This is a genomic window from Chryseobacterium balustinum (assembly GCF_900168205.1).
In the GTDB taxonomy this organism is placed as follows: Bacteria; Bacteroidota; Bacteroidia; order Flavobacteriales; family Weeksellaceae; genus Chryseobacterium; species Chryseobacterium balustinum.
This window is the reverse complement of the sequence record NZ_FUZE01000008.1, coordinates 141,459-164,898: the sequence shown is the minus strand read 5'-3', so window position 1 is coordinate 164,898 and position 23,440 is coordinate 141,459. Positions and strand designations below refer to the sequence as shown.

At 35.0% G+C, this 23,440-nt stretch carries 14 protein-coding genes and 1 pseudogene; 4 read left to right on the top strand and 11 right to left on the bottom strand.

The genetic code is table 11. The features are described 5' to 3' along the window. Positions 1-190 precede the first annotated feature (190 nt). The gene (locus B5X64_RS11800; RefSeq protein ID WP_079465437.1) at positions 191-1,486 is read left to right on the top strand and encodes an HlyD family secretion protein; all 1,296 of its coding nucleotides are present in this window, start codon (positions 191-193) and stop codon (positions 1,484-1,486) included. Positions 1,487-1,839: 353 nt separating this feature from the next. Here the strand turns inward: B5X64_RS11800 and B5X64_RS11795 are convergent, their stop codons facing one another. The 4 genes from B5X64_RS11795 to B5X64_RS11780 form a co-directional block, all read right to left on the bottom strand. After that, positions 1,840-2,040: a hypothetical protein gene (locus B5X64_RS11795; RefSeq protein WP_164463401.1), complete on the bottom strand. Its 201-nt coding sequence runs from the start codon at positions 2,038-2,040 to the stop codon at positions 1,840-1,842. Between the two features lie 290 nt (positions 2,041-2,330). Further along, positions 2,331-4,304: an LTA synthase family protein gene (locus B5X64_RS11790; protein ID WP_079465436.1), complete on the bottom strand. Its 1,974-nt coding sequence runs from the start codon at positions 4,302-4,304 to the stop codon at positions 2,331-2,333. 265 nt (positions 4,305-4,569) lie between these two features. Further along, entirely contained in the window at positions 4,570-5,853 is a 1,284-nt protein-coding gene (locus tag B5X64_RS11785; protein ID WP_079465435.1) for a sensor histidine kinase, read from the bottom strand. A gap of 3 nt (positions 5,854-5,856) precedes the next feature. Continuing rightward, positions 5,857-6,531, bottom strand: a complete 675-nt coding sequence (locus B5X64_RS11780) for a response regulator transcription factor (RefSeq protein ID WP_079465434.1) — start codon at positions 6,529-6,531, stop codon at positions 5,857-5,859. A gap of 273 nt (positions 6,532-6,804) precedes the next feature. Between B5X64_RS11780 and B5X64_RS11775 the strand changes: the two genes are divergently transcribed. From B5X64_RS11775 to B5X64_RS11765, 3 genes and pseudogenes are all read left to right on the top strand, one after another. After that, positions 6,805-7,137, top strand: a complete 333-nt coding sequence (locus tag B5X64_RS11775; protein ID WP_123920734.1) for a hypothetical protein — start codon at positions 6,805-6,807, stop codon at positions 7,135-7,137. Positions 7,138-7,219: 82 nt separating this feature from the next. Further along, positions 7,220-11,594: pseudogene (locus B5X64_RS11770) on the top strand (CusA/CzcA family heavy metal efflux RND transporter). Positions 11,595-11,601: 7 nt separating this feature from the next. Then, on the top strand, positions 11,602-12,753 hold the full coding sequence (locus B5X64_RS11765) for an efflux RND transporter periplasmic adaptor subunit (protein WP_123920733.1): 1,152 nt from the start codon (positions 11,602-11,604) through the stop codon (positions 12,751-12,753). Positions 12,754-12,891: 138 nt separating this feature from the next. On the opposite strand, the gene B5X64_RS11760 is transcribed toward B5X64_RS11765, so the two are convergent. From B5X64_RS11760 to B5X64_RS11730, 7 genes are all read right to left on the bottom strand, one after another. Next, positions 12,892-14,340: a TolC family protein gene (locus B5X64_RS11760; RefSeq protein ID WP_079465451.1), complete on the bottom strand. Its 1,449-nt coding sequence runs from the start codon at positions 14,338-14,340 to the stop codon at positions 12,892-12,894. Beyond that, positions 14,327-17,443 (bottom strand): efflux RND transporter permease subunit, encoded by a 3,117-nt coding sequence (locus B5X64_RS11755; RefSeq protein WP_079465431.1) that lies wholly within the window; start codon positions 17,441-17,443, stop codon positions 14,327-14,329. Before B5X64_RS11755 ends, B5X64_RS11760 begins: the two co-directional genes overlap by 14 nt. A gap of 17 nt (positions 17,444-17,460) precedes the next feature. Beyond that, the gene (locus B5X64_RS11750; RefSeq protein WP_079465430.1) at positions 17,461-18,549 is read right to left on the bottom strand and encodes an efflux RND transporter periplasmic adaptor subunit; all 1,089 of its coding nucleotides are present in this window, start codon (positions 18,547-18,549) and stop codon (positions 17,461-17,463) included. 56 nt (positions 18,550-18,605) lie between these two features. Beyond that, a complete protein-coding gene (locus B5X64_RS11745) occupies positions 18,606-18,941 on the bottom strand; it encodes a hypothetical protein (protein ID WP_079465429.1) in 336 nt (111 codons plus the stop codon). 277 nt (positions 18,942-19,218) lie between these two features. Continuing rightward, on the bottom strand, positions 19,219-20,544 hold the full coding sequence (locus B5X64_RS11740; protein WP_079465428.1) for a metal-dependent hydrolase family protein: 1,326 nt from the start codon (positions 20,542-20,544) through the stop codon (positions 19,219-19,221). Between the two features lie 270 nt (positions 20,545-20,814). After that, positions 20,815-21,405 (bottom strand): hypothetical protein, encoded by a 591-nt coding sequence (locus B5X64_RS11735; protein ID WP_079465427.1) that lies wholly within the window; start codon positions 21,403-21,405, stop codon positions 20,815-20,817. 55 nt (positions 21,406-21,460) lie between these two features. After that, positions 21,461-23,437 carry an RCC1 domain-containing protein gene (locus B5X64_RS11730; RefSeq protein WP_079465426.1) on the bottom strand — a complete coding sequence of 659 codons (1,977 nt, stop codon included), beginning with the start codon at positions 23,435-23,437 and terminating at the stop codon, positions 21,461-21,463. Positions 23,438-23,440: the final 3 nt, after the last annotated feature.

Below are 23,440 nucleotides of genomic sequence, written 5' to 3'. Positions count from 1 at the left end.
ATTTTATAAATCTTAAAAGCTGTAGAAGAGTAAGAAAGCGAAAATAACTGTATTTATTATGAAAAATTTTAAAAAAATTAACAGAAATAATTTAAATAAAATTTTAGGTTGTGATAAAGGATAAGCTTATAAATTAATTAGACACTAAATATAATTACTAAATCCTCGGTTGAGGATTTAGTTTTTAATTATGAAAGACATTTTAGATAACATAGAACTTCGCTCAGAAAGCGTTCAGGATATTCTTACGAATCCTCCACATTGGATGTTCCGATGGGGAAATACAATTATATTACTCATCTTATTGCTTATTCTTGCGATGAGTTACATTATCAAATACCCGGAATTTGTTCCGGCTCCTATTGTGGTGACATCGCAAAATCCGCCGGAAAAAATTGAAGCCAGAAGCAGCTCAAAAATTGAAAAAATATTTATCAAAGATCATCAAAAAGTAAAAAAAGGTGATGTAATGATGGTTTTGCAGTCTACAGCAAATTATCAGGATGTTTTAAAACTTAAAAAACTAGTAGATTCTATCGCCTCAGATCAGTTGCTTACTTTTCCTGTAAAAGAAGCTTCTCATTTTAAATTGGGAGAGCTCCAGAGTGATTATAATAGTTTTGCAAAAGCTTTTCAGGATGAGAATTTATTTACAAGATTACAACCTTATGCTCCTGAAAATATTGCTACCAATCTGAGTATCTCAGAATCTAAAAGCAGGATTGCTACTTTAAAACAACAAAAAAATCTTGAAGTCGCAAAAGCTGAACTTTCCCGTAAAAGTTATCAAAGATCACAGGAATTATTTAATCAGGGTGTAATTGCAGCGGTAGAACTGGAAAGTGAAAAAATAAAATATCTTCAGGCTCAGCAAAACTTAGAAAATTTAAACATTTCTCTCTCCCAATTACAGGAAAGTATTTCAAATTTCAATAAAACAAAAAGCGGAACAGCAATCAATATAGAAAAAGATAAAATTACCTATTCATCACAAACTCTTCAGCTATTTGAACAGCTACGTAAATCTTTAAAGCAGTGGGAACAGAGCTATCTTATTATTTCTTCTACGGACGGAATGGCAAGTTTTCAGCAGTTTTATGGTGAGAACCAGTTTGTAAAAGCAGGTGATCCTATATTATCTATTTTGCCAGACCGTACAGAGCAAATAGTTGGAAGGATGTCAGTTCCTACAGCCAATTCAGGGAAGATTATTCCGGGTGAAAAAGTATTGATTAAACTAGACAATTACCGCTTTCAGGAATACGGAATTATTGAAGGAAAAGTACAGAATATCTCACTTATTCCCGACGATAAAGGAAATTACTACGTAGATGTTGTACTTCCTAAAGGTTTAAAAACATCTTACAATAAAACTTTAAAATTCGATAAAGAACTTCGAGGAAATGCAGAAATCGTTACTCAGGATTTAAGGTTGATTGAAAGATTTTTCTATCAGATTAGAAAATTATTGGGATATCAATCCTAAAATAATGTCATTCTGTTGTAAGGCACTTTTAGATAGCTGAACTATATAAAAGTTTAGCTATCTAACAATTTTTTAAATAATTTATATCTCCCACTAAATATTTTGAATACTAGTGTGGCAGTTCAAGAGACAGAAAATCTATTTTAAATTAGAAAAATTCTTTATAGGTTTTCTATCAAATTTTGAATATAAACCTATCTTGGTCACAAAAAGAATTCGTCTCACAAATGAGGAGGATTCTTTTTGCTTTACGATAAAAAGACATTTTAAGTTTTTTTACCATGTACTAAAAAACTTCACTCAAAAACTCTTAACAAAGCCTATTCCCACACTTTTATTCTGATAAAAAGGCATTACCATTGCTGATGAATTCTTATTTTTCCCTCCCAGAAGATTATTAATTTTTGGAAATAACCAATACGACAATTCAGTTGAAAGAATTCCAAAACCTGCTCCGGCAACCACATCCCCAAACCAATGTTTGTCATTGAAAACCGTCCTTCTTCATTGGTAATTGTTCCGGCAACAGATGTTTTGTCGCTTGCTTTTTTCAATGCAATATTGGTATAATAAAACTACCCGAGACAAGAATCAGTAAAAGGAAAACAATCTTCTTTAGCATTTTTAATATCATTTAAGTTATTTTGATACAAATTTGCAATCTGAATTAGAAGAAATTTAAAATTTAGAGGTTTTAAAATTTAAAATTTCTGTTTTAATAAAGAATAATTTAATACTTATCAAAAATAATCCTCCCGCAAATTTTGCTGATAACGCTGACTTAAGCCTGCTGTATCTGCAAAACCTGCGGGAGGATTTTAATTATTTAAAAAATTAAAAAACCTTATTTCATTTTCATCTTTCCATTTTTGAATCTTTCGCTTGCAGTTTGATAATAAGAAATCGTTTCGGCAACCTGTTCATTATTTTTTGTTTTCACTTCAGATAAAGATTTATCAGCTCCCGAAACTATAAATTGTTTTACTCTTTTTCTATCATCAATCTGAGTGAAAATATTCCCTTTCAGCATTCCCAATGTTCTGTAATTTCCTATAAATGCTCGCTCATCACCGATTTTTGTTTGGTTAATGTCTTTCCCATACAAACTGGTGTTATAGTTCCATCCCAAATATCCGAATAGGGTCGGCATCACATCAATTTGAGAAGTTAATCTTTCAATTTTTTCAGGTTTTTGATTGAGATTGTAAATAATTGCCGGAATATGATGTTTTGCGATATTAATTTCCCATTTTCCTGCACTGCTTGCACAATGGTCTGCAACAATCACAAACACAGTATTTTTAAACCAAGGTTTTGATTTTGCATCGTTGATAAACTTTCCTAAAGCATAATCGGTATATTTCACTGCACCATTTCTTTCACCTTGCGGAAGGTTTATTTTACCTGCAGGAAAAGTGTAAGGCTTGTGATTGGAAGTCGTCATTACAAACTGAAAAAAAGGCTTGTTTGCTTTGGCGCTTTTATCGGCATATTTTATCGATTGTTTATACAAATCTTCATCACAGATTCCCCAAGCATTTTCAAAACTCACTTCATTATCTTCTATCTTGAATCTTTGAGTTTTAATGTTGTCAGATAATGGGTTTCCTCGGTCTCTGTCAACAATATCAAATCCCTGTCCGCCAAAGAAATTATTCATATTATCAAAATAGCCGTCTCCACCGTAAATGAAATAGGGTTGATAATTTTTAGATTTTACAATAGTTGAAACAGAGAATAAATTATCATTATTTGGTCTTCTCACAATACTGTTTCCGGGAGTTGGAGGAACCGATAAAGTTAATGCTTCCATACCACGAACAGTTCTGGTTCCGGTTGCATACAAATTGATAAAAAACATGCTTTCGTTGGCTAGTTTTTCATAATTCGGAGTCAGATTATCTTTATTTCCAAATGTACTTAAAAAGTCGGCACTAAAACTTTCGATGGCAATTAAGATAATATTCGGATTCTCCATTTGATTTCCTTTTGTTGCTCTCGAGATATCATCAAATTGAGACGAAACATAATTTTGATTTTCCTGTAAAATACTTTTTTTCAACACAGAATAAGCTTCCTTATCTGAAAGTTTAGGATAAAATGTTTCATAATCCAATTCATTTGATTTGAATGCTGACACAAATGAAAACGCTCCATTTTTCCCCAATTCATTTACCACCAAATTATTGCTAAAATCGGCTTGTTTGTTTTTCATTATCAATCCTAAAGCAACAGCGATGATTACAAAAGGAAGTATATATTGAATACGATTTGAAATCGGACTTTTATCTGAAAAAGTATTTTTAAAAATGTTACGCTTCTTAAAAAGAAAAATAGTTGAGACAATCAACCCTACTAAAATTAAAGCAATAACCGGCAAAGGATAAGATTGATTAATATTCTCAACAACCTCGTACGTGTAAATTAAATAATCTACCGCAATGAAATTAAATCTTACCCCAAACTCGTCCCAAAAAGGAATTTCCGCCAAAAGACTGAAATAAATAATAATGAAAATCAGGGTCAAATAAAAGTAAGTAAAACATCGGTCGAACACAGAACCGATCCATCTTTTTGGAAAGAACAAAAGATAAATTCCATATAAAAAAAGAAATAGAGAGCCTATCGCCAGATCGTACAAAAATCCCGTAAAAAATGCTCTAATGATATAAAACAGGCTAAAATCTACATCTTTTGAAGACCAAATTAGAAGAACTACTCTTATCAGAAATGAGAGTAAAAGATATAAACTCAATGTACTGAAAAGCGCTGAAAACCTTCCTATAAAAGGTTTATTTAGTGAATTCGATATTTTCATAGTTATTTAAGTTAAAAATACAATTCACAATGATAGTATTCAATTTTGAAGAAATTTTGAATTTTTTCTATTGGATCGTTTTTTTTAAATATAGGAATTTATTTTAATCTAAAAATTTAGTTGAATACCGAAGAAAAACTCCCGATTGATCCTAAATAATTCCTACATCCGTTCCCTAAGAATATTTAATATTTTAGCAATTTAAATCCCTTTAAAAAACATTGCGTTTACAAACAAACTTTAGAAGTTGAAAAAAAATAAAAGTTTAAAATTTCACAGAAAAACAATGAAAATTATTTTTAAACTCGTAGCTGATTTCCCAATTCTGAAATCGGCAAATTTCCTTTATAATGGCAAGGCCAAGTCCACTTCCACTATTATCGTTTGAAAACCTTTTAAATCTTGTGAATATTAATTCCGGATCAAGACTTTCCGTTCCGGAATTAGCTATAGTAAAACATCCAGTTGCTAATTCAATATCAATATTTCCACCTTGATTTGTATGTCTTATTGCATTGAGTAAAAGATTATTAATCAATATTTCCGTAAGAGAGATATTTCCTTTAGATTTAATATGTTTATCCATATCAGAAGAAAAAACAATGCTTTTTTGATTGATATGCTCTTCCAGATTTCCGAGAGAATGATTGATGAGTTCGTAAATATCCATTTCGTCGATATCAAATTGGCTGTTTTCAATTTTTGCCAGCAATAGAAGGTTTTTATTAATTCTTGAGCTTCTGCTTAATGCAATATTGATCTCTTCGATAATGGCATAATGCTCATCAGTTAAGTCTTTGCTTTGCAGCAAAATATCTAATTTATTTTTTATAATAGCAAGTGGAGTCTGTAACTCGTGGGAAGCATTTTCTGTAAATTCTTTTTGTCCTTTAAAAACAGAAACACTGTGGTCAATCAATTTACGCAATGATTCGTTCAACTCCTCAAATTCTATGGTATCTGTCTTATTAAAGTTGATTTGATTATTGGTATTCAGATTGAATTTTTTTAATTTTCCCAAAGTATCCCGGAAAGGCTCCCAAATGGTCTTAGATAATCTTCTGTTTAAAATAAAAAGACCGACAACGATCATAATAAAGAAAAAACCAGTGACAAGACCAATAATCATTACGGTATCTTCGGTTTCTTCAATATTGGTCTCTATCGTAAATAGATAGGGTACGTTTTTGATATAAATTACCTTTTTCAGACACCTGTACCGTTCTATCTTTTTATCCGCAGAAAAAGGTTTAAATTTTTCTTCCGTGAAAATCGTATCCGGCTTGATCTGGTTTGAATTTATTCTTTCAATATTGGTCCCCGGCTGAATTTTGTTCCATAAAGTAATATTTTGCTGGATCTCTTCTTGACTAATGTCTGACCTATTAAATTCATAAGAAGTTTTCTCAGCAACAATGGTATTGTGCTCGTCTAATTCTTCCTGCCAAATAAAATCAACCACAAAATAATAAACAGGGATGCTTATCGTCAATACAATTAATACATATATAATAAACGGTTTTGTGGTTTTACTTAATAGTGGTTTCATTTCTTAATTTATCCATTTATATCCGGTTCCGTAAACCGTTTTCAAGTAGTGGTCACAACCTGCATCATAAAGTTTTTTCTTTAAATTTTTCACATGGGCATAAACAAAATCATGATTATCAAGCATATCTGCAAAGTCTCCTGATAAATGCTCAGCCAAAGTACTTTTAGAAATCACCTTGTTTTTGTTTCCGACAAAATAAATTAATAAATCAAATTCTTTTTTGGTTAACACCACAACTTCCCGATTGACTGTAATTGTCTTTGATAAAAGGTCGATTTGTAATTCATTCTGCTGGATGATATTATAGTTTTCAAACTGCTTTCTTCGGATTATAGAAAACACCCTCGCCATGAGTTCAGATAAATGAAAAGGTTTGGTTAAATAATCGTCGGCACCCAGCTGCAAACCATTTACCCTATCATCTACCGCATTTTTCGCGGAAACAATAATCACTCCATCCTGTTTATTTTGCTTTTTCAGTTCCTTCAATATTTCGAGCCCATTTCCATCAGGGAGCATAATATCTAAAATAATACAGTCATATTCATGATTTTCAATTTTATCAATTGCCTCATGAAAATTAGTAGCAAAAGAGCACAAATAATTCTCTTCAGATAAATATTCTGCAATACTTTGAGCAAGCTCTTTTTCGTCTTCTATGATTAGTATTTTCATTTTGCTAATTTATATATTGAATTTAGAAGAAATTTAGAATAATAATTATTAAAAATAAATTTAACAAACAGGTGATTAATTAAAAATTTAGTAACGAAATTAATGATACTATTTTAATTAAATGAATAGTTAAGTTATCTCTTTCATTTAAAACAAAATAAGTTGATTCCCTTCTAAAAAAATTAAAAGCAATTTAATAATGGAATCATTTGATTAAAATTAAAAACATTTATCTTTGCACCCATGTTGAAATGGTTATCCATAATGTTTTCGATGATTTATGTACTTGCAACGACCAATGTAGCGGAAGTGTTGAAAGTACCTTTATTTATAGAACATTTAATGGAATATCCTGGAAGTGTTACTGAGTTTCTCGTTGAACATTATGATAATCATCAACCGGATGCAGACTGGGAAACAGACCAAGAGCTTCCCTTCTTTAATCCTCCTGTTGTGTTGACCGTTTACGCAAAACTTCCTGACACTACTTTTCATATCGAAAAATTCAAAGAAATTATTATTTCTCAAAAACCAACTGTTTATAAGGAAAAAGATTTTTCCAGCAGTTATCTTTCCCGTATTTTCCAGCCACCACGCTTTTGTTAATTGATCTTTAATTTAAATATCAATGTTTTAAGATTTTCCTTAAAGCAGTTGATTTCTTGTTAATTCAATTATTAATTTTTTCATGTTAAATAAAATTATTGAGTTTTCTGTAAAGAATAAACTCATTATCGCTCTTTTTACCATTGGGCTCATCCTTTTTGGGGTCTATGAAACCACAAAACTTCCCATCGATGCACAACCGGATATTACGAATAATCAGGTTCAGATAATCACAGTGGCATCGTCTTACGGCGCAGCAGATATTGAACGACTTGTAACTTTCCCTATAGAACAGGCAACGAGCAATATTAGCGGAATCACTGAGATCCGTAGTTTTTCTCGTTTCGGATTATCACTGGTTACGGTAGTTTTTGATGATGATACCGATGTTTACTGGGCTCGTCAACAGGTTCAGGAACGATTGCAATTGGTTCAACAAAATATACCTGAAGGTATTGGAAAACCTGAGCTAGGTCCTATTTCATCAGGTTTGGGAGAGATTTTCCAATATGTGGTGAGGGCAAAAAAAGGGTATGAACACATTTATGACGAAACAGAACTCAGAACAATTCAGGATTGGGTTATCCGCAGGCAATTATTAGGTACAAAAGGCGTTGCCGATGTCAGTAGTTTTGGAGGCAAATTAAAACAATATGAAATTGCCATTAATCCTAATCAGCTTCAGGCTTTTAATATCAATATCAATGATGTTTTTGATGCGCTTGAACAGAACAATCAAAACACAGGAGGTGCCTATATCGAAAAAAAGGAAACTGTTCTCTTCATCAGAAGTGAAGGACTTTTAGGAAGTTCGGAAGATATAGGAAACATTCAGGTTTCCACTACAAAAGAAGGAATTCCTGTTCATATTAAAGATGTTGCCGATGTGAAAATTGGCTTTGCAACACGTTACGGTGCAATGACCTTCAACGATACAGGCGAAGTTTCAGGAGCAATTGTTTTGATGCTGAAAGGCGAAAATGCCAATGAAGTTATCGGAAATATTAAACAAAGATTAGATAAAATTCAGGAATCTTTACCCGAAGGTGTTGTAGTTGAACCTTTTCTTGACCGGGCTAAGATGGTGAATAATACCATCAGTACCGTAAAAACCAATTTGATGGAAGGAGCATTGATCGTTGTATTCATTTTAGTTTTATTTCTTGGGAATTTCAGAGCAGGATTATTGGTCGCATCAGTAATTCCTTTGGCAATGCTTTTTGCCATTATTATGATGAATATTTTCGGAGTCGGAGGAAACTTAATGAGCCTTGGAGCTTTAGATTTTGGATTGATTGTCGACGGGGCCGTCATTATTGTAGAAGCTGTTCTGCATCAATTAGCCCACAAAAAGCATTTCGGAAAAGACAATATGCTTTCGAAAGAGGAAATGGATAATCAGGTTTCCAGTTCAGCCACGAAAATGGTGAACAGTGCCGTTTTCGGACAGGTCATTATCTTAATTGTTTACTTACCCATTTTTACACTTCAGGGAATTGAAGGAAAAATGTTTAAACCGATGGCTCAAACCGTCGCTTTTGCCTTGATCGGAGCGTTTATTCTGTCGTTAACTTATATTCCGATGATGAGTTCATTGGTTTTAAGTCGAAGAAAAAAAACAAAAGACAATGTTTCTGATAAAGTAATGACAAAACTCGAAATAGCTCATCAGAAATTATTGATAAAAGCTTTAAAATTTAGAAAAACGATCATACTTACCGTTGTGGTTCTATTTGCGGGAGCCGTTTTTGTACTTTCAAGAATGGGTGGAGAATTTATTCCTTCCTTGGAAGAAGGTGACTTTGCCGTTGAGATGAGAATTCTCCAGGGAAGCAATATTGAAGAAACTAAAAAAGCCACCACACAAGCTGCCAAGATCTTATTAAAACAGTTTCCGGAAGTTCAAAAGGTTGTGACCAAAATAGGAAGTGCTGAGATCCCAACTGAGCCAATGCCGATGGATGCAGGAGATATGATTATTGTTTTAAAACCTAAAAAAGAATGGACCTCCGCGCATTCATTTCCAGAACTTTCTGAGAAAATGAGCGAGGCACTGAAAGTAATTCCTGGTTTAACAACGGGTTTCCAGTTTCCTGTACAGATGCGTTTTAATGAATTAATGACGGGTGCAAGACAGGATGTTGTCTGCAAAATCTATGGTGAAGATTTAGACAGTTTAGCCACTTACGCCGAAAAGCTAGGTGGAATTATAACGACTGTAAGCGGTGCTCAGGATTTGTACTTAGAACCAGTTGTCGGTGCTCCGCAAGTAGTAATCGATTATGATCGGGCTGAATTGTCTCGCTATAAAATTTCGGTTGCCGAAATCAACAGGGTTATCAATATGGCGTTTGCAGGTCAAACTGCAGGCTCTTTATATGAAGGGGAAAGAAAATTTGATATCGTTGTAAGAATGGATCAGGAGCATAAAAAAGATATCACAAGCATTCAAAATCTATTGGTTCCGGCTCCAAATGGTGGACAAATCCCGTTATCTCAATTGGCAAAAGTAGAATTAAAAGAAAGCCCGAATCAGATTCAGCGAGAAGATACAAAACGTAGAATTGTAGTTGGCTTCAACGTTCGTGGAAGAGATGTTCAGACTATTGTAGAAGAGCTTCAGCAAAAGGTTAATAAAGACTTAAAGTTATCTGCAGGATATACGATTTCTTATGGCGGGGCTTTTGAAAATTTAAATGAAGCCAAATCAAGATTGGGAATTGCCGTTCCTATTTCTTTGGTCATGATTTTCTTATTGTTATTCTTCGCATTTGGTTCTGTAAAACATAGTTTATTGATTTACACCGCAATTCCGTTATCGGCAATTGGGGGAATCTACTTTTTAGCTTTGAGAGGAATGCCTTTCAGCATCAGCGCGGGAGTTGGCTTTATAGCCCTTTTCGGAGTCGCTGTTTTGAACGGAATTGTACTGATCTCAGAATTCAACAGACTTAAAAAAGATGGCGTCAATAATTTAAGCAGAATCGTTTTAATGGGAACTAGGATTCGTCTTCGTCCGGTTTTAATGACAGCTTTTGTAGCTTCATTAGGTTTTTTACCCATGGCAATCAGCAACGGTGCCGGAGCAGAAGTTCAACGGCCTTTAGCAACTGTTGTTATCGGAGGTTTGATGCTTGCAACACTTCTAACTTTATTCGTTTTGCCTATTCTTTATGTTTTATTTGAAAGAGCCAGCAAAAAGAAAAAGTATCAAAAACATCAATAATTCTATATTAAATTTAATCAAAATGAAATTTTCAAATAATTATAAAAAACTTACCGTATTATTATTTTTGATGTCCTTCGGAGTGGCCAATGCGCAGGAAAATATTACTTACGAACAGGCTTTAGAAAAAGCCTTTCAGCAGAATGGAACTTTAAAAAATTCAAAATTAATTTCTGAATATCAGGAAAAGCTAAAATCAACTTATCTCGATATTCCGCAAACAGACATTAGTGCACAAATTGGGCAGATAAACGGTGTGGAAACCGATAATTCTTTCTCAATTTCCCAGCGTTTCAGCTTTCCTACTGTTTATACCAAAAGAAAACAAATGCTTGATGCCGAATGGAATGCAAGTATCATCAATCAAAATCTTACGAAAGCGCAACTTACAAAGGAGATTACGGATATTTTTCACAGAATTCTCACACTTCAGGAAAAGAAAAAAGTAATTGAATATATCAGTCAGTTATACAATAGTTTTGCGGATAAAGCCAGCCTTAGATTAAAAAAAGGCGAAGCTAATATTTTGGAAGAAGCCACGGCAGAAATTCAACGTGAACAAGCAAAAACGCAATTGACCATACTGGAAAACGATTTGAATATCGCTCAACTCCAGCTTCAGTTATTGCTTCAGTCTGATTCTCCCTATCAACCGATTTCAGATAAACCAACGGTGAATATTGACCTTCAGGTTTCGGAAGAAGTGATCAAACAACATCCTGAGTTACAATATTTAGATCAACAAATAAAAGTCAATGAAGCAGAAGCTCAGCTTGAAAAGTCTAAACTGTTGCCTGATTTATTGGTAGGTTATACTAATCAAAGTATGAAAAATGTAAATCATAATCGTTTTAATACGGTTCAGGTAGGTGTTGGGATTCCTTTGTTTACGAAAGGGCAACGTGCATTGGCAAAAGCAACGAAAGCAAAAGTATTGATTTCTGAAAACGAATATCAGCGCAAACAAATTGAATTAAAAAACAGATTCGGCCAGCAGGTAAATAATTACACCAATCAATTGAAAATTGTTGAAAATTATGAACAAAAACAGCTTCCAAAGTCTGAAACCATTTTAAAAACTGCTCAAAAACAAATGGAAGTTGGTGAGATTGATTATCTAAACTGGGTAATTCTTACCAACCAGGCGGTGAAAACAAGAGTAGATTACATTGACAATCTCGAAAGACTCAACCAAATCGGAGCCGAAATTAATTTCTTATTATCAAAATAACAGCAAAATGTATCTTAAAAATATATCAATATTCAGTTTAAGTATAATCTTACTATTATCTTCCTGCTCAGGAAATAAGGAGGAAGAGAAAACAGTTTATGAAAACACAAAATTTAAAGAAAAAGACCAAAATACAGTTCAATTATCAGCTCAGCAAATGCAATCGGTTGGGTTAACAACGACAACGGTTCAGGAAAAAACAATGCAAAAATTGGTTCGTCTGAACGGTAAAGTAGAAATTTCGCCATCTCATATCAGTTCCATTTCCAGTATTATGGGTGGGCATATCAAATCGATTAATGTAATTAGCGGAAGTCATTTTAGCAAAGGACAGGTTTTGGCTGTAGTAGAAGACCCTCAGTTTATCCAGCTACAACAGGATTATTTAGTCACAAAAGCTCAGTTGGAATCAGCAAGGCTGAATCTAAGTCGTCAAAAAGATTTAAATACCAGCAAAGCAAGCAGTGATAAAACCTTGCAAACGGCTCAGGCAGATTATTCAACTTTAATTGCAACGTTGAAAGGTCTGGAAGAAAAATTGAGAATCATAGGAATCAATGCAAAAGGATTAAACTCTGGAAATATCAGAAGCCGAATTAATGTTTATGCACCTTTCAATGGTTTTGTGAGCAAAATATTGGTGAATAACGGGCAGTATATCAATCCTTCAGACAGCTTGTTTGAACTCATTAATCCTGCAGGTTTATTGCTTGAATTAAAAGTATTTGAAAAAGATGTTAACGACATCAAAATCGGACAGGAAATTTTAGTGTACAACAACCAAAGCCCCGAAAAAAAGTCAAATGCAAAAATTATAAGTGCTGTTCCAAGTATTGAAAATGGCGGTTCATCAATTGCAGTTGCAAAACTTTCAACTCCTAATCCTGATCTTATCAAAGGAATGTACATCAATGCAGAAGTTACCGTGAATAGTCGCTATACGATTGGTTTACCCAACGAGTCAGTGGTTTCTTTTGAAAATAAAAACTATATTTTTGAAGAACTGGGAAATAAAAAATTCAAGATGGTCCCTGTTAATACTGGAATTTCTGACGCCCAATTCACAGAAATTTTAAAAGTAGAAAATTTAAGGGATAAAAAGATCGTTCAGAAAGGTGCATATAGTCTTTTAATGTTGCTTAAAAATAAAGTGGAATAAATATAAAAAGTAAGAGTCCGCTTCACGATCAGTGAAACGGACTCTTCTTTTTGAAGAAATAAATTGGCATTTACTTGTAAACTTATCGCCAATTATCTCGTTCTTCTGTTGATGTAAAAATACTTATTTAAGACTTCATTAGTTCAATTTACCACCTAACGCTTTAAATAGCAACACATTATTCTTAGTATTTTCATGCTGAAATTTAAGTAGATCCAACTCGGCCTCAAGCTTACTTTTCTGAGCATTAATTAATTCAAAATAATTGGCATATCCCGTTATGTACAGATCATTGGACACTTCAATTCCTTTATCTAAAAAGCTCACCTCTTCTTCTTTCAAATCTAAAACACGATGAAATATTTTGGTCTGTTTTAAAACCGACTGTAGCTCATTGAAAGCTCCGGTAACACTTTTCTGATAGTTTAAGAAAGCGATCTCTTGCTCACCGTTAGCAATATTAAACTCATACTTCAACTGACCTTTATTGAAAACTGGCACCATCAAACCACCCAAAAGCTGTCCGGCCAACGAAGCAGGTTTAAACAATGTTTCAGCAGAAAAAGAATTTAACCCGAATGTAGCTCCTAAGTCGATCTTAGGATAAAATGCTGCTCTTGCCGCTTTGGCGTCTGCGTGTGAAGCCTGCAGCGAATAGTAATTTGAAACCACATCCGGTCGGGAATGAATCACGGCATCAACATCAATATTTTTGTTGAGCATTTCAAAATTTGTCTGAAGAAGCATTGGGCTTCTTTCAATTTCACCTCCATAAACACCTGTCAATGTAGAAATAGCCTGTTTTACGGTAACAATTTCAACTTTGATATGTTCAATTTCAGCTAGCCAATTGTTGTTCTGAGCTTTAAACTGCTGCACGGCAAGTTCAGTCACCTTCCCTACTTCACGTTGTGCCTTTATAATTTCAAAAGCTCTTTTCTGCAAATTGTAATTGTCCTGATAGATTTTCAACCGCTTATCTAAAGCTATTAGATCATAATACAAATTTGCAATATCAGTAAATAGGTCTGTTTGTAGAAGCTTTAAACCTTCTTCGGATGCTAAAAATTTGTTTTGGGCAGAAAGCTTTTTATTTTTCAGTTTTCCCCAGGCATCAATTTCCCAGCTGCTTCTTGCGCCCATCCAATAATTTGGCGTAAACGTCGTATTGATCTTCTGCTGCTCGGCGATGTTATTGGAAAAATTAGTATCGTAATTTCCTACACCATCCATCGTGTATTTTCCGTAACGGTCACCCGAAACGATGGCACCTATTTCCAATGAAGGAAGCATTTCAGATTTTGAACGTTTCAAAAAACTGTTGGCCATTTCAATTCTCTGCTGGGCAATTTTAAAATCAGGATTTGCTTCTTTTACCTGATCAAATAGCGTCAGTAGATTTTCATCTGTAAAATAGGTTTTTAAATCAATTCCTGTAAGATCAGTAGAATCTTTTTTTATTTCAGGAGTTTTGAGCTCAGGGGTTTCTTTTAATTGTTTTATGTCGGTTACCTTTGGAATTGCACATGACACTAATGATAATGCCGCTGCGCTCCAAATGATAAGTTTGAATTTATTTCGTTTCATTTTTCTTTCTATTTTCAAGGGTTGCGAAAAAAATGTATAGTCCGGGAATAATAATCAGTCCGAAAACGGTTCCAATTAACATTCCTCCTGCTGCTGCGGTTCCGATAGAACGGTTTCCGATAGCACCTGCTCCAGAAGCAATACACAACGGAATCAGTCCGGCAATAAATGCAAATGAGGTCATCAGGATCGGTCGGAGACGCTGTTTCGCTCCTTCAATCGCTGCCGGAATAATATCATTTCCTTCTTTATGACTTGCGACAGCAAATTCTACAATCAGAATGGCATTTTTAGCCAATAATCCAATCAACATGACTAAGGCAACCTGTGCGTAAATATTATTATCTAATCCACAAACCAGCAAAGCGATGTATGACCCGAAAATACCGGTTGGTAAACTCAGTAAAACCGGCATTGGTAAAAGGAAACTCTCATATTGAGCAGCTAATAAAAGATACACAAAAACCAAACATACAATGAAAATATAAACCGTCTGATTTCCAGATAGAATTTCTTCCCTTGTCATTCCCGACCATTCGATTTCAAAGCCTTTTGGGAGACTTTCTTTCGCAATTTTTTCAACCGCTGCAATGGCATCTCCAGAGCTATAACCTTCGGAAGGTTCACCGTTAATCATTGCCGACATATACATATTGTAACGGGTTAAAACTTCCGGTCCGTAAACTCTTTCAATAGTAATGAATGTAGAAAAAGGAACCATTTCTCCCTTGTCATTTTTTAAATATAGATTTAAAATACTTTCAGGTGTTTCACGGTATTCCGGGCTTGCCTGAACCATCACTTTATACATTTGTCTGAATCTAATGAAATTGGTTGCATAATAAGAGCCCAACATCGTCTGCAAAGTAGACATTGCATTATCAACGGAAACTCCTTTTTTTGCAGCCATATCATAATCCATATGAATGATATACTGCGGGAAAGTAGCATCAAAACTTGTAAAACTATTTTTCAGTTCGGGTGTTTCATTCAGTTTTTTAACAAAACCTTTGGTAACTTCATCCATGTTTTCGATACTTCCACCGGTTCTGTCGAGCAAACGAAGTTCGAAACCACTGGTGTTACCAAACCCCGGAACCGTAGGTGGTGCAAAAACTTCAATCTGTGCATCAGAAATACCTTTTGTTTTTTCGGTTAATTCTTTAATGAAGTCGTCTATGGATTTATCTCTCTCGCTCCAATCTTTTAGGTTGATCATTGCCATTCCGTAAGTGGATCCGGCGATTTCTGTCACCACGCTATAACCTGCCAATGTGGTTACGTTTTCTACTCCATCGATCTTTTTAGCAATCGTTGTAATTTCATCTAAAACTTTTTCAGTTCGCTCAACGGTTGCTCCTTGAGGTGTAGTTACACTCACATAAGCCATTCCCTGATCTTCCACAGGAATAAATCCTGATGCGAGAAATTTTGAAGTTCCCCAGGTGAGTACGATAAATAAAGTCAGTAATCCAAACGTTACAACGGTTCGAGTTGCAAATTTTGATAAAATATTGACATAACCATTGGTTACTTTTTCAAGAAAAACATTGAATTTATTAAAGAAACGGTCAATAACTCCTTTCTTTTTACCGTGATTGTGAGGCTTTAAAATCAAAGCGCATAAAGCCGGAGTCAGCGTTAATGCATTAATTCCCGAAATCACAATGCTTATCGCTAAAGTTAATGAAAACTGTCGGTAAAAGACACCCACCGGACCATCCAAAAACGCTACAGGAAGAAACACAGCAGACATTACCAAGGTAATTGCAATAACTGCTCCTGCAATTTCTTTTGTGGCAATAACAGTGGCTTCATAAGGTGCATAACCTTCTTCCATTTTTACGTGAACAGCCTCTACGACGACAATCGCGTTATCGACGACAATACCGATTGCAAGAACCAATGCAAAAAGCGTCAGCAAATTCACAGAGAAATCAAGCATATCCATAAAGGCAAAAGTTCCGATTAAGGCAACTGGAACTGCTAAAACAGGAATCAATGTAGAACGCCAATCTTGCAGGAAGAGGAAAACGACGATCGCCACCAAGATAAATGCTTCCACTAAAGTTATTAAAACCGAACTAATAGATGCATCCAAAAATCTTGATACATCATACGCCATATTATATTCCATCCCCGGAGGAAAAGAATTGACTTTCAGTTCAGCCATTTTATCTTTAACATTTTGGATAACCTCAGAAGCATTTGACCCTGGTCTTTGCTTCATCATTATCGATGCTGAAGGCCTGCCGTCGGTTTTAGAAACCATCCCGTACGTCATTGCACCAAATTCTACTTTAGCAATATCTTTCAGCTTTAAAATAGTTCCTTCCTCATCAGCACGGATTGGGATTTCTTCATATTGTTTAGGTTCAAAAAATTTACCTTTATACTTTACTACATACTGCAGCTCCCCTGCTTTTTTACCGGAAGATTCTCCCACTTTTCCAGGGGCGGCAGAAACATTCTGTTTTTGAAGTGATGTAACGACTTCATCCGCTGAAATATTATACACCGCCATCTTCTGAGGATCTAGCCAAATACGCATCGAATATTCTTTTTGCCCCATAATTTCGGCACGGCCTACTCCATCCAGACGTTTCAGCTCCTGAAGAACATTAATGTCTGTAAAGTTGTAAATAAACTGCTCATCCTGACTCGGATCTGTACTGGTGATGTTGAGGTACATCAACATACTGTTTACTTCCTTTTCTGTGGTAACTCCGGCTCTTATTACCTCTTCGGGCAATTCATCCAAAATCGTTGTCACTCTGTTCTGAACATTCACTGCTGCCAAATCGGGATCTGTCCCTACTTCAAAAAACACCTGGATTAAAGTTAAACCATCGTTCGAAGTTACCGTAGACATATAAGTCATTCCCGGAACCCCATTAATTGCACGCTCCAAAGGTAAGGCTACTGCATCTGCTGAAACTTCGGCATTTGCCCCCGTATATTTTGCCGTTACCGTCACTGAAGGCGGAACAATATCGGGAAATTGGGTGATCGGCATTTTCATCAACGCCATAATTCCTACTAGCACAAAGACAATGGAAATCACCAACGAAAGAACCTTTCGTTTTATAAACATCTCTACCATAACTAATTACCTAAGAATTAAAGTCTGTTTTTGATTTTGATTTGATCTCCATCTTTTAACGACTGAGTGCCTTCATAAATAATCAAATCTCCTTTTTTGAGACCTCTTTCTACGAGATAAGAATCTTTAAGAGCAGTCCCGATCTCAATATTGGTCATTTTTACTTTATTATTCTTGTCTACTAAGAAAATATAGGTTTTATCCTGAATGGAAAATGTAGCCTTCTGAGGAATCATCAACGCATCATTCTGAACTTCAGAAATAGTTAATTTTCCGGATGTTCCGTGTTTGATTAAACGATTAGGATTTGGAAATAACGCTTTGTAGCGGATTGAACCTGTCGCTCTGTCGATTTCACTTTCAGCAGACTTTAAAGCACCATTAAATTGGTAAGCCATTCCGTTGGGCAGTGTTAATTCTATTTTCTGATGCTTCCCTAGCTTATCATTTGAAAGAAGCTCAAAATATACATTTTCAGGGAGTGAAAAATAGGCATACACCTCATCGAGCTGAGACAACGTAGTTAAAAAAGTTCCATTGGTTATCAAACTTCCACCTTTATGAGGAATAACGTCGATTACTCCATCAAATGGAGCTGAAACAGTCGTAAAACTTATTTTTTGCAATACCGTTTTTTTCTCAGCATCAGCAAAGGCATACTTTGCTTTGGCAGAAGATAATTTGGCTTTCACCAATTCCAGTTCATTATTGGCAACAAATTTTTTAGCGTGAAGACTTTCAATCTGTTTTAATTCAACTTCTGCAATGCGTACATCGGCTAGAGTCTGTTTAATGGTCGCATTGGCTTTAAGAAGTTCCATTTTTAATTCAGCATCATTAATTTTGAATAATGGCTGACCTTTTTTCACAAACTGACCTTCATTTACATAAATATGATCTAGAAGTCCATCAATTCTCGAGCGTATTTCGACATTTCTTTTTGCCTGAATATCTGTTACAAACTGATTACTGACCAAAGTGTCTTTTTGCTTAACTACAAACACCGGAACTTCTTTGTTTTCTTTATTTTTATTTTGAGCGTTTTTACCGCAAGAGATTACGCATAATAATGCAACGTTGCATACTATGATACTTTTTATATTCATTGTAGAATTTTTATTACTAAAATTTGACGAAAAAATTACTGGGTTAATCGTCTGATTTAGAATAACTGGAGAAGATGGAGGTAAGATTTTACGGCACAGAAAATCGCTGTGGCAACAACCTGAGTACTAACTTTGGTAATTTCTGATACCAAAATTTCATTCTTTTTAAAATAAGAATTACATGAAACTTCAGCAACGTATTTACCAATACTTTTAACGCCTACTGCAACCGCTTTTACATTAAGAAAAGATTCACTTATAAAATTAATTCCCTGGTCTCCCGGACAAGTCACCATTGGAATATTGTGCAGAGAATTATCTGCCCATTGCGAATTGAAATGGGTAAATAGAATTGCGAAATATAGAAAGATGAATGACCTTAAAGCTAACATGTCTTTAGAACATTGGAATATTGACAAATGAGAATGTTGCAAATATAAGCCCTTTAGATAAAAATTTTATCTGTCAGAATGTTAAAAATCATTAAAATATTAAGACAAACGCGTACAATTGAAATAGAAATTTCAACATAAAAACAACTTTTTTTGTCCTTTAAATTGAGTTTTTAAGTTGATCTATTTAAGATACTATCAATAGCATCCCTCTTTAGGTGAGATTACTTTAATTAAAACAATTAATGCTCAAAAGAAATATGTGCTAAAAAGAAAGTTATTTTTTAATTATATTTTTATAAATCTGCCCATTTTTTATGATCATCAAAAAGTTCTTTTCAGGATTGGAAATTAATGATAAATCCTTTAATGGATTACCATCAACCAGTAATAAATCTGCAAAAGCCTGCTCTTCAACCACTCCTAATTTCCCTGGATAAGGGCTGCGTAAGCCAGAAAGTTGCAATAGTTCCCCATTATCCTGCGTGATCATTTTTAAAATCTCAGCATTCGAAAACCATTTTTGAAGGCGTAAAATATATTTGTTTTGGTCTTTGTTGAGTTCCGGCTCAAAAAGGAAATCTGTGCCCCATGCCAATTTTACACCCAATCTTTTAGCTAGCGGCCACACTTTTTCTTGACCATCTAATACAGGCTTGCGTTTCTCTTTCCGCTGATCATCCATATTATCATTATTGTCCATTAAGTTTTGAAGGCTTAGCCATACTTTCTTCTTCGCAAGCAGCTTCAATGTTTCTTCATCAAGCATCTGCCCGTGTTCTATAGATTTCACTCCTGCTTCAACGGCTCTTTGTACGGCTCTGGGTGTATAAGCATGCACCATAACATAAGTTCCCCAGTCTTCTGCCGCTTCAACAGCTGCTTTCATCTCGTCAAAAGTATATTGGGTTACATCAATCGGGTCATAAGCAGAAGAAGTTCCACCGCCTGCCATCAGCTTGATCTGGCTCGCTCCAAAACGCAGGTTTTCTCTTGTTGCTGTTAATACATCGTCTCGCCCATCAGCAATAAAAGTTGCCCCCAATAATTCTGCACGGGAAGGTTTTCCAAAAAAACGACGAGAACGTTCATCCGGTGTTCTGAAATCACCATGACCTGCTGTTTGACTTATTGTGGCACCTGAAGGCCAAATACGTGGCCCTATAACTTGACCTTTATCTATCGCTGCCTTTAACGGAAAGATTGGTCCACCTGCATCGCGAACGCTTGTAAACCCACGCATCAGCATTTTTTGGGAAGAAAGAGCCACATTCTTCATCATTAGTTCTTGCGACATATCCGGAGAGGTCATTTCTGCCATTGTTAAAGCACCAAATACCATATGTACATGAACGTCAATCAATCCTGGCATTAAGGTTTTTCCATTACCTTTAATTTTTATTACATCATTTCCTTTAACGGAAATAATATCAGAGCTGATTTTCTGAATTTTATTTCCGGAAATCAAGACATTCATTGAAGTAGTAAGATTGGAGGTTTTATGGTCTAATATTCTGACATTTTCTATCAAAATATCATTAGTCTGCGCTATAGCCGTCGATGTTGTAATAAAAAAAAGAGCAATTAATGATTTAAATTTCATAAACAATTAATTATAAGATTATTATATACTATCATGCAATTGCTAATATACTATAAAACCCAATCAATTCCTATACATGGGATACATTTAATTTAACATCTAACTTTGCTTTAAAATTACAGTTTCGTAAAAATAGCCTAAATTGATTGACAAAAATTAAAATCCGCCTCATGAATATTTTCAGAGACGGATTTACATTAAAATATTAAAATAATCACTAATTCAAATAGCTGCCTTACATGTGGCATCTGATTCTGTTTATGAATTATCTTATGGCACCCAATACGTCCATTTAGAACCATTATAGACTGCCAATCTTTTATTGATGCCATTTAAATAGACCATCATTCCCGGAGCCGGGTCTTTCACATCATTTGTACTTTCAACGTGTGGGAGTACCATCACCTTAGTCGTTGATTCTAAGACTAAAACTCCGTTTGCACTTGAACTACTGGCTCCTATGATTGTTTTTGCTCCTACTTCTTCAATCACGGCATCAGCACCGGTTAATGGAGGTTGAGCTGTCATTAGGCTACTGATATCTGCCCTATTGCCACTACTTAAATCTACCCAGCCACTTGCATCAGCATTGATGTTGCCTGGTGCATAATATTTTACTTTAGACTGCGTGGCATTATTAGCACTTGCATCCAATAGCATTGTTCCCGGTGTCACCTCTGCCGGGGCAGGCATTGTTCTTACATACGGCAAAATAATACCTTTGTTTTGCCCAGCTTCAAATTCTAATAAAACAGCAGTTTTATTATTTGCTGGTGCAGTTCCATTCACCCCTCCTACAATAATTTGTGAGTATCCAAAAATAGATAGGCTCAGAAATATACTGGTTATAATTGTTTTCATTTTTTTATTCTAAATCATTAATAAATGAGTATTCTAGGAAATACTCTGAGAAAATTTAAGGACAACTTGGTGTGTTGAAACATTTCCAATCACCCTCTGAGTAAATCTTCATACAGTTTACGGTTGTATCATAAGACATCATTCCCTCAACTGCATTTCCTGCATTTTTAATGACATCTAATTGGGCAGTCGTTAATCTAGTCACTACAAACCCTTTTGTATTAGATTCCAAAGCAATATGGCCAGATTTTCTAGCCATTGGCCAATTAGAATCTGTTTTTCCTGCTCGTTTAAGAAGTGTAATTCCTAATTTCGTATCATTATTTGTTCCTCCTGTTGCCGCATCATTAAAACAAACACAAGGATCTACCGCCTGACTGCCAGGCACATAATAAGATACCGTTACCATAGATCCTGCCTCTCTACATTTTCCAGAAGCTACAGAGAAGAAAGCGTAATATGTACCCGAAGCGACTGTCGAAATATCGGTTAAAATAGGGCTGTTTGGGTCATTTGTAGCGTGCCACTCTACCTCACCAGGAAGTGCTTCCTGAATAGAAGTATTCAAATCACCTTGCTGATAGGTGCAAATTTTTAAATTTTGAATTTTAGGTCCCAAATCTGTTCCGCATACATTAAGCTCATCTGTTAAATAACTGTACCTAACATAGATTTCATCAATATCTTGACCATTTCCCATACTACCATTCGTAAGATGTCCTACATAACCAAAACTTTTAGAACATTTTTTGATATTAACTGTTGCGTGCCCTCCAGTTTCCACTGCGATTACTTGATCTGTTATCTCCAAGTCTGAAAGTAAATCAGGAATAGCAAGGTCATCAGGATTATATCGACCTGGCATATAGATAGGATCATAGTTGGTATCAGACGATGCACCAAGCATATATCCTTTATTGCTTCCCCAACCCCACTGCTTATTGTCATGAGTTAACACATTGATAACAGCAGTACCTCCATAATTTGAATGTTCGTTAGGAGAAATCCAAACAATATTTTCTAAAATCCCAACACTCTCACTACCTTGAACCTCCATATTTTTAGGTTGTACCCATACCGTTTTAGATAAAGTTGTTCCATCGCCCAATTGTTTATTACTATTGTCACCCATACTGTATAATTTACCATTGGTAGCCAATAAATAATAGCTCTGCCCTGTTACATTTTGAGTCATTCCTATCATTTTAGGAACTGCTCCGTTTGGTACAGAAACTTCTGTAGCATACGCACGGCTCGTCGCGCCACCACTATTATTATAAGTAAGCGTTCCCCAAGTATAAAGCTTTCCGGTAGATGTTAAAGCAAATAGGGCATTTGGTGTTCCTCTCATTGCCACTACATTCTCAAGGTTAGGATTACCTGCATCGTCAGTTTTAACACGGTGCCAAATTACATTATTGGCATTATTCTGCGCTGTACCATCGCCATTTTTGGCACCATTGAAAGATAAAACCCACGCTTCACCACTACAAGTAACAATAGCCAATGTGCGGTAAGAACCAAACATCATCTTTACATCTGCAGGGGCAACACCTGCCGGCAAACCGTCTGTTTTACCATTGATAGAAATTTTAGCGAAAGCCGCATTTAAGTTTGTTATTGCACTATTAACCAAAATATCATTAACCCCCCAAACATAAAGACCATCAGTAGTTAACAAAGCAAATTGATGAGAAGTACTACTACTTCCTGCGGCAACTCTTAATGGCGTTCCCGTATAATTAAAATTAGCATATCCAGAACCAGGACCTATTATTGTTGGGCTTAATAAATCTCCACTTCCTGTACTGGAAGTATTTTGTCCCCAAATTTTGAAATTTCCATCTTTTTCCTTTGCAATAGTAGCATGGAAAACAGAAATCAAATTATCATATTCAATAGTATTAGGATCTGTACTGTCAATATATGTATTGTCATTACACCCCGAAGTACAAAATCCCTGAGCCCTATAAGCTGTAGATGATAGAGTAAATAAGAGGATAAGAGTAAAAGTTTTTATATAATTATTCATTAT